The following is an 8,086-nucleotide window of genomic DNA, read 5'->3' on the forward strand; positions in this document are numbered from 1 at the left end:
ATACCCCAATGCTGTTTCGCTGAGTGCGCCTTTATTACAGGTCAACACTCATCTGGGGGCTGGATTTGAGGCATAGAACGCTGGTTAAACAGTTGTCGGTTGTGGTTTGTGCCGTTGCGTTAACCCCGCTGTTACTTGAACGGGTCATGGCCAAATCGATGTATGACGACGCCGAAAGCGTCAGCACCATCAGCCCGAGTCAATTGGGCACGAATTTACCGGGAGGGCCAATGGGCGTCAGTGCGCCGATCCCCCCGCAACGAGTAGTTCCGGGCACCCTCGACCTGACCCGCGCGGTACAAATGGTCGTGGCGTGGCACCCGGCTATCGCCGAGTCGATCGGCAAGCTGTATCAGCAACAACAGAACGTGACCATTGCCCGTTCCGGTTACTACCCGCAAATCAGCGGCGGGTTGCGCTCGGGCTATGACAGTGGCTTGAACGGCAGCGGCGAAAGCCAGGCGTTTACCTTGTCGATGTCACAGATGCTGTATGACTTTGGCAAGGTGTCGAGCACCGTCGACAGCGCCCTTGCCCGCGTCAACGGCAGCCAGGCGGCGGTGTTGCTGGCGGTCGATCAGGTGACCCGGGAAACCTCGTTCTCTGTAATTGAGTTACAGCGCGCGCAAACCTTGCAGAGGCTGGCCCGCGAGCAAGTGGATGGCCTGGCAGCGATTGCCGACCTGGCGCAAAAACGCAGCGACATGGGCGCCAGTACGCGTTCTGACTTGATTCAGGCGCGCTCACGGGTCGAAGCGGCGATGGCGACGCAGCTGCAATTCACGGCGCAATTTAACCGCTGGCGCGGGGCATTGAGCAGCTTGCTTGGCTCGCAGGCGCCGGTCAGCGTCACGCCGGGGTTTCCGGACAGCCTGGAGCATTCCTGCCAGGGCGTGGTGCCCGATGAAGCCGTGACTCCTTCGTTGTTGATCGCCCAGGCGCAGCAGGTTGATGCCGTGGCGCAAATCGCCAATGCCCGGGCTGAAGCGTTGCCCACGTTGTCGCTGGATCCGGAACTGACCCAGTACCTGGACAGCAACGACAACAACGTTCAAAACGGCCGCGACAGAACACGCTACGGGGTGTTTCTGAACGTGAAAATGCCGATCTATCAGGGCGGTGCGATCAACGCCCGCAAAGCCTCCGCTGAACAAGCCCTGCGCACGGCGCAATACGCAAACGACGCCGCACGGCTTTCAGTGCGCCAAGGGCTGCTGGAGGCGCGGGATCAAATCTCCAGCCTCACCCAGCGTCTTTCGACCCTGGATTTTCGTGAGCGCAGCATCTCTGAAACCCGCGACCTGTATCGCCAGCAATACCTGGAGCTGGGGACCCGGCCGCTGCTTGATTTACTCAATGCCGAGCAGGAAATCCACCAGGCGCGCATGGACCGTGAAAACACCGCGTCCGACCTGCGCCGCCTGAAGATTGATTGCCTCTACAACACCGGCGGATTGCGCACAGCCTTCCATCTGGATAACAGCTCGATCCAAGGCGTGGAGATTCGACCATGAACGATACCGTGATGCTTGAGGCCGACACGCAAGCCGCCGAACAACCCGCTGAAACGGCGCCGAACCACTCCTCTCCGCTGGATTATGAAGTGTGGCTGGATGCGGTCCTGCTCGTTGCCCGGCACTATCGGCTGGAGTGTTCCGCACAAAGCGTGCGCCTCGCCGTGCAATGGACCGAAGGCAAGACCGTCGAGGAAGTGGTGCGGCTGATGGCGCGCCAGGCGGGGCTCAACTGTGTGATTGTCGACTTCACCGCGACCACCCTTATGCAGCGGCAAATGCCGTTGGTGCTGCAGTTTGATGATGGGCAGGTCGGTGTCTTGCAAACCCTGGGCGACGATGATGATTTGGGCATCACCTACAGCGGTGACGCGGGTTTGCAAAGCCGCATTTCGCGTCAGGAGTTGATCGCGCACGCGAGCAAAATCGTGGTGCTGCGCCCTATGCGTGCGGTGCGCGATGCGCGGATCGATGACTATATAAAAACCTACGAGAAGGACTGGTTCCGAAACATCGTGCTGAGGGACTTGCGCCCGTACAGCTACGTGATGTTGGCGTCGCTGGTCACCAGCGTGCTGGGGCTGGCCGGGGTGCTGTTCTCGATGCAGGTGTACGATCGGGTGATTCCGGCCGAGTCGATGCCCACCTTGTACGTGCTGTTTGGCGGCGTGGTGCTGGCGCTGGTGTTCGATTTGATGATGCGCCTGACCCGCGTACGCATTACCGACATGCTCGGCAAACGTGCCGACCTGCGCGTGTCTGATTTGGTGTTCGGCCACGCCATCCGCCTGCGCAACAGCGTGCGGCCCAAGTCCACCGGCTCGTTTATTTCGCAGATCAAAGAACTGGAACAGGTGCGCGACCTGATCACCTCCAGCACCGCCACGGCGTTGGCAGATTTACCGTTCTTTTTGCTGTTTTTGGTGATCTTCTGGTTTATCGCCGGGCCCTTGGTGGCGATCCCCATCCTCGCGGTGGTGTTGATGGTGGTGCCGGGCCTGATGTCACAAAAGAAACTGGCGCGTATGGCCAATGAGTCGATGCGCGAAAGCTCGTTGCGCAGCGCCATGCTGGTAGAGACGATCCAGGGCTTGGACGATATCAAGTCGCTGCAAGCCGAGCAGCGTTTTCAGCAGCAGTGGAACCACTACAACGCCAGTTGCGCCGATGCCAACTTGCGGTTGCGCATGCTGACCAACTCGTTGGTGTCCTGGAGCAACACGGTGCAGGGCTCGGTATTTGCCGTGGTCGTGGTGTTCGGTGCGCCGATGGTCATGGCCAGCGACATGACCACCGGCAGCCTGGTGGCTGCGTCGATTCTGTCGTCCCGCATGATGGCGCCTATGGCGCAGCTCACCCACGTGCTGACGCGCTGGCAGCAAGCCAAAGTTGCCCTGCAAAGCCTCAACCAGATCATGCAGTTGCCGGTGGATCATGCTGATGGCAGCAAGCGGGTGCATTTGCCCGTGGTGCGCGGCGATTATGTGCTCAATCAGGCGGCGTTTCAGTACTCCAGCGATTCTCCTGCACCCGCGTTGATTGTGGAGGATCTGAAGATCCAGCCGGGTGAACGTATCGCCGTGCTGGGGCGCAATGGTGCGGGCAAATCGACATTGCTTCAGGCCCTGGCCGGGATGCTCGATCTGAAGGAGGGCAGCATCAGCCTGGACGGCGTTGCCCTAGGGCACATCGACCCGGCGGACGTGCGCCGCGACGTCGGGCTGCTCACACAAAACTCCCGGCTGTTTCACGGCACCCTGCGCGACAACTTGATCCTCGGCGCGCCTCACGCCACCGACAGCGAAATCCTTAACGCGCTGGCGCTGACCGGCGCCGCAGAGTTCGTCAGCAAATTTGCCGATGGCATGGACCATTTGATCCTTGAGGGCGGCTTGGGGCTTTCGGGCGGGCAGCGCCAGGCCTTGTTGCTGTCGCGTCTGTTTATTCGCCAGCCGCATATCGTCCTGCTGGACGAACCCACGGCGTCTTTGGATGAAGCGAGCGAGCGCAACCTGATCCAGAACCTGAGCAAGTGGGCCGGTCATCGCACCTTGATCATTGCCACCCACCGGATGAGCGTCTTGAGCCTGGTCAACAGGATCATTGTCGTGGACAACGGGCGGATCGTCGTCGATGACAGCAAAGACAATGCGATAGCACGACTGTCCAAACCACAGAAAGCCGCGCAATGAACCCGCAGCCACGGATAGCGTCGCGCTCAAGGACCTTCACATGAACAATAAAACGTCCAACGGGCCAAAAGGGCCTAAGAAAATCCCGCTGCTGGCCAGCGAAGACGACAACACCCGGCCGTATCACGATGGCGTTGACGACAGCACCGTGGTGCGGGCAACACGGGTGGTCGGCTACGTGTGCCTCATGCTGATCGCATTTGGCGTCTGGGCTTACTTTTTTGAAGTCGACGAAGTGTCGAACGGTACCGGCAAGGTCATTCCGACCTCCCGCGAGCAGATTATTCAGTCACTGGAAGGCGGGATCGTCACCGAATTGAACGTCAGCGAGGGCGATATCGTGGCGAGCGGGCAAACCCTGGCCAAGCTCGACCCGACCAAAAGTGAATCCAACTTCGATGAAAGTGCGGCCAAGTACCGGGCAGCCCTGGCCAGCGTGGTGCGTTTGCAGGCCGAAGTGAACAGCAAACCGCTGGTGTTCCCCGATGAATTGCAGGGCTACCCGGCCTTGATCCGCGCTGAAACCGACTTGTACACCACGCGGCGCAAGGGCCTGGATGAATCGCTGGCGGGGGTGCGCTCTTCGTTGGCGCTGGTGCGCAGCGAGCTTGAAATTACCGAAAACCTGGCCAAGGTCGGCGCGGCCAGCAACGTCGAAGTGCTGCGCCTGAAGCGTCAGAAGGCCGAGCTGGAGTTAAAACTGACCCAGGCGCGCTCTGAATACATGGTGCACGCCGGAGAGGAGATGGCCAAAGCCAACGCCGACGTCGAGACCCTGTCGTCGGTAATGCGCGGGCGCTCCGACTCCGTGACCCGCCTGACCTTGCGCTCGCCGGTCCGCGGCATCGTCAAAGACATCGAGGTAACGACCATCGGCGGCGTCATCCCGCCCAACGGCCGCCTGATGCAAATCGTGCCGATGGATGAACAGCTACTCATCGAAGCGCGCATCTCGCCTCGTGATATCGCCTTTATCCACCCGGACCAGGTGGCCAAGGTCAAAATCACCGCCTACGACTACTCGATCTACGGCGGAATGGACGGCAAAGTCGTGACCATCTCCCCGGACACGATTCAGGACGAAGCCAAACCCGAGGTCTTCTACTACCGCGTGTTTATTCGTACCGATGCCGATGTGTTGAAGAACAAGGCCGGGAAAACGTTCTCGATCGTGCCGGGGATGATCGCCTCGGTTGACATCAAGACCGGGCGCAAAACCGTGCTCGACTACTTGATCAAGCCAATGAATCGCGCGCGCGAGGCGCTGCGTGAGCGGTAGGGAATTGTACTGCCACCACGGGTGCCCCAATGATATGGGGCATTCCTGGTTCAACCTGAAAAATAGTCTTTTAAGTAAGTGACACTAATAACCCGTGTAAAGAGTATTAATGAGTTAATGCTAAAGTATTAGTCCTATTTATATATTAAGCATGAGTTGACGAATCTAACTTTTCCCGGTTGCTCGGCAAGTTAATCGTTTTGTTCTCATACTGATGCAGGTGGTCTCTTATTAGTTTTCGGATGACTTGAGAGATGGTCAGGTCTGTTTCTTCAGACAGGATCTCCAGCTTTTGCTTGGTCGAAGAGTCAATAAGAATTGTGAGACGCGTTGTTTTATCAGGCATTTTCTGACTCCTTGTGTCGTACGCGGTATCGACTGCCGCGTGCAGCAATATGAATACTGATCGAGACTGAACATAGTCTATTGGCGATGTAATATCACCTCTGAAGTGTCGATTCAAACAATTTTGTTTTATTGAATAAGCCGTCAATAAAGAACTTTTCGGCTGTGCGTGATAGGGCGAGGGTGTTGTTTAAGTGGATGTTTAACGTGGGTTTAAAGCGCGGGTCAGCCGTCATAGGGCTTCATGCTCTTTCGATATAAGCCCTATAAATTCCGGCACTTTGATGGGTTGGGCGACTGTTAACGATTCAAGCCAAATCGCTTCATCAGAATTTTTTGCAGCAGCCCAGCCGGCACCAGCGCGGCGAGCAGCGGCAGTGCGCGGCTGCCATTGCCATACCTCAGCAGGTGGGGCGGTTTTGGGCGGTCTACGGCGTTGAGTACGGCTGTGGCGAACGCGGTGGCGGGGGTGGGGTTGTCTTGCGAAGCTTTGGCCCGTGCACGAATGCCTTCACGCATCGGCCACCACGGGGAGCTCTCGCTTATCAAGTGTTCAGCCTGATCGCTGGCATTTTTCGCAAACTGGGTGTTGATGGCGCCAGGCTGAACTTCCAGCACGCGGATACCAAAAGGCGCCAGTTCCATGCGCAAGGCATCGCTCAATGCATGGACCGCTGCTTTCGAGGCGCAGTACGCCCCGGCGAACGGGGTGACGAGTACGCCGGACACGCTGCCGATGTTCACCACCAGCCCTTGCTTGCGACGCAGTTCAGCAAACAATGCGCGGGTGACGCCAACCACTGAAAACACATTGGTTTCAAACTGCTGCTGCAGGCCGTCAACACCCCCGTCGAGCACCGGGCCCATCGCGCCGTAGCCGGCGTTGTTGATCAACACGTCCAGGCCATCGGTCTCCTGGCTCAGACGCTCAGCCAGTTGCGCCAGGGCTGCCGGATCATTGACGTCCAGTTGCAGGGCGATAAATCCGGCGGCGGCCAAGTGCTCGACATCGTGCGGTTTGCGGGCGCTGGCCCACACTTCGTGGCCCGCCGCCTTGAAAGCATCGGCCATGGCGCGGCCGATGCCGCTGGAGCACCCGGTAATCAAAACACGGCGCATCGAAATATCCTTAATTGGAGAAGCTGCCTTGCAGGCGCTCAGCGCGAAATTCCAGGCTTGGCGCGCGATACCCGGTGCGCAGCGGCGGCATTGGCAAACAGTCCTGCCACGAGGCGCCCGCTTGCAACTCACCGGGGCCACGATAATGCGGGGCCGTGTACTGGTTGTCAGCGAGGTTGACCGTGTCACCCGGCGCGTACGCCGCGATCCGCCAGGACAACTCGCTCAACGGCACGTCATTGCTGTTGGTCAGGGTTAACTGCAGCGGGCGATCTGCGGGGCATTGTGCCGGGTCGTAGACAATGCGCAGATCCAGCCGGGCCAATTGATCGGCCTCCCGGCTGTCTTGCCAGGCCACGCAGGCAGCCACTATTGCCAATCCGACCAGCGCTGCCAGCGACACCGGAAACGCCTTGCGCGGGTAGCGCAGCAACAGTACGAGCCAGGCAATGATGAGTAAAACGCCGACAAACATGGCTACGCCTCTACTCGGGAGCTTCGTCGCGCAAGAAAACCAGCAGATCGGGCTTTGACTGTTCAGCGCTGTAACGATAGCCCTGAGCGTCAAACTGCTTGAGATCGGCCGGGTTGTTAATGCGTTCCTTGATCACAAAACGGCTCATCATGCCGCGCGCTTTTTTAGCGTAGAAGCTGATGATTTTGTGCTGACCGTTTTTCAGGTCCTTGAATTCAGTATTGATGATGCGAGCGTTCAGGGCTGACTTTTTTACCGCCGAGAAGTACTCGTTGGAGGCCAGATTCAGCAACACGTCATCGCCTTGCTCGGCCAGCGCCTCATTCAGCCATTCACTGATACGGGTGCCCCAGAACGCGTACAAATCCTTGCCCCGGGCATTGGCCAGTTTGGTGCCCATTTCCAGGCGGTACGGTTGCATCAAGTCCAGCGGGCGCAACAAGCCGTAAAGCCCGGAGAGCATGCGCAGATGCGTTTGAGCGTAGTCGAAATCGGCCTCACTGAAGTCCACCGCATTCAGGCCGGTATACACATCGCCTTTAAACGCCAGCAGCGCCTGTTTAGCGTTGTCAGGAGTGAAGTCGGGGGTCCAGCTGCCGAAACGGGCCGCGTTGAGGCCCGAGAGTTTGTCGGACAAATGCATCAGCTCGCCAATCTGTTGCGGGCTCAGTGTGCGCAGTTGTTCGATCAACTCCTGGGAGTGATCCAGGTATTGCGGCAAGGTGAAACGCGCAGTGGCTGGCGGCGTCTCGTAGTCGAGGGTTTTAGCGGGTGAAATCACCATCAGCATGAGGTCGTCTCCTGTTAGCGTCCGGACGATTCTAGGGGGTTGAGCGGTTTGACTCCACCTATGGTGGTGATAGGCCCTGAAAAACAAGGCGCTTGTCGTCGCTGACGAGGCACGAAGGCTGCGATAGGGGGCAGATCAAAAGATCGCGAGGCAAGCTCGCTCTTATCAAACATAAAATAAGTGATTGATTTTAAAGGCTTTGTAGGAGCGAGCTTGCTCGCGATCTTTTGATCTAGATCTTGCTTTTGATCTTGATCTAAAAGGCCCCATTAAACCACGCTGGCCGAACGCAGGTTTTGCGCAGTGGGTAACCCGGCAGGACGCCGGGTTAGCCGCGACACGGCCATGGATGGCCGATCGCGGCGGGCCTAC

Annotated in this window: 7 protein-coding genes; 3 read left to right on the forward strand and 4 right to left on the reverse strand. The window is 58.4% G+C overall.

Annotated features, from left to right (window positions below; genetic code table 11):
• Positions 1–146: 146 nt before the first annotated feature.
• Genes QMX84_RS18395 through QMX84_RS18405 form a run of 3 tightly spaced genes read left to right on the forward strand, consistent with a single transcriptional unit; the run spans position 147 to position 4,985 of the window.
• Entirely contained in the window at positions 147–1,514 is a 1,368-nt protein-coding gene (locus tag QMX84_RS18395) for a TolC family outer membrane protein (protein WP_282364476.1), read from the forward strand.
• Entirely contained in the window at positions 1,511–3,706 is a 2,196-nt protein-coding gene (locus tag QMX84_RS18400) for a type I secretion system permease/ATPase (RefSeq protein ID WP_282364477.1), read from the forward strand. Before QMX84_RS18395 ends, QMX84_RS18400 begins: the two co-directional genes overlap by 4 nt.
• A 40-nt stretch (positions 3,707–3,746) precedes the next feature.
• Positions 3,747–4,985: an HlyD family efflux transporter periplasmic adaptor subunit gene (locus QMX84_RS18405; RefSeq protein WP_262124584.1), complete on the forward strand. Its 1,239-nt coding sequence runs from the start codon at positions 3,747–3,749 to the stop codon at positions 4,983–4,985.
• A 145-nt stretch (positions 4,986–5,130) separates the two neighbouring features.
• Here the strand turns inward: QMX84_RS18405 and QMX84_RS18410 are convergent, their stop codons facing one another.
• The 4 genes from QMX84_RS18410 to yaaA all read right to left on the reverse strand — a co-directional run bounded on the left by QMX84_RS18410 (position 5,131) and on the right by yaaA (position 7,714).
• Positions 5,131–5,331 carry a hypothetical protein gene (locus QMX84_RS18410; protein ID WP_153333476.1) on the reverse strand — a complete coding sequence of 67 codons (201 nt, stop codon included), beginning with the start codon at positions 5,329–5,331 and terminating at the stop codon, positions 5,131–5,133.
• 299 nt (positions 5,332–5,630) lie between these two features.
• Positions 5,631–6,449 carry an SDR family oxidoreductase gene (locus QMX84_RS18415; protein ID WP_282364478.1) on the reverse strand — a complete coding sequence of 273 codons (819 nt, stop codon included), beginning with the start codon at positions 6,447–6,449 and terminating at the stop codon, positions 5,631–5,633.
• 10 nt (positions 6,450–6,459) lie between these two features.
• Positions 6,460–6,924 carry a hypothetical protein gene (locus tag QMX84_RS18420; RefSeq protein WP_048389804.1) on the reverse strand — a complete coding sequence of 155 codons (465 nt, stop codon included), beginning with the start codon at positions 6,922–6,924 and terminating at the stop codon, positions 6,460–6,462.
• A gap of 10 nt (positions 6,925–6,934) precedes the next feature.
• Positions 6,935–7,714: a peroxide stress protein YaaA gene (yaaA, locus tag QMX84_RS18425; RefSeq protein ID WP_048368242.1), complete on the reverse strand. Its 780-nt coding sequence runs from the start codon at positions 7,712–7,714 to the stop codon at positions 6,935–6,937.
• Positions 7,715–8,086: the final 372 nt, after the last annotated feature.

This window comes from Pseudomonas sp. PS01297 (genome assembly GCF_029959305.1).
GTDB lineage: Bacteria > Pseudomonadota > Gammaproteobacteria > Pseudomonadales > Pseudomonadaceae > Aquipseudomonas > Aquipseudomonas helleri.

Bases quoted from the DNA above. Each gene is read 5' to 3' on its own strand.
- QMX84_RS18395 (WP_282364476.1), top strand. From the start codon at position 147: ATGGCCAAATCGATGTATGACGACGCCGAAAGCGTCAGCACCATCAGC.
- QMX84_RS18400 (WP_282364477.1), top strand. From the start codon at position 1,511: ATGAACGATACCGTGATGCTTGAGGCCGACACGCAAGCCGCCGAACAA.
- QMX84_RS18405 (WP_262124584.1), top strand. From the start codon at position 3,747: ATGAACAATAAAACGTCCAACGGGCCAAAAGGGCCTAAGAAAATCCCG.
- QMX84_RS18410 (WP_153333476.1), bottom strand. From the start codon at position 5,331: ATGCCTGATAAAACAACGCGTCTCACAATTCTTATTGACTCTTCGACC.
- QMX84_RS18415 (WP_282364478.1), bottom strand. From the start codon at position 6,449: ATGCGCCGTGTTTTGATTACCGGGTGCTCCAGCGGCATCGGCCGCGCC.
- QMX84_RS18420 (WP_048389804.1), bottom strand. From the start codon at position 6,924: ATGTTTGTCGGCGTTTTACTCATCATTGCCTGGCTCGTACTGTTGCTG.
- yaaA (WP_048368242.1), bottom strand. From the start codon at position 7,714: ATGCTGATGGTGATTTCACCCGCTAAAACCCTCGACTACGAGACGCCG.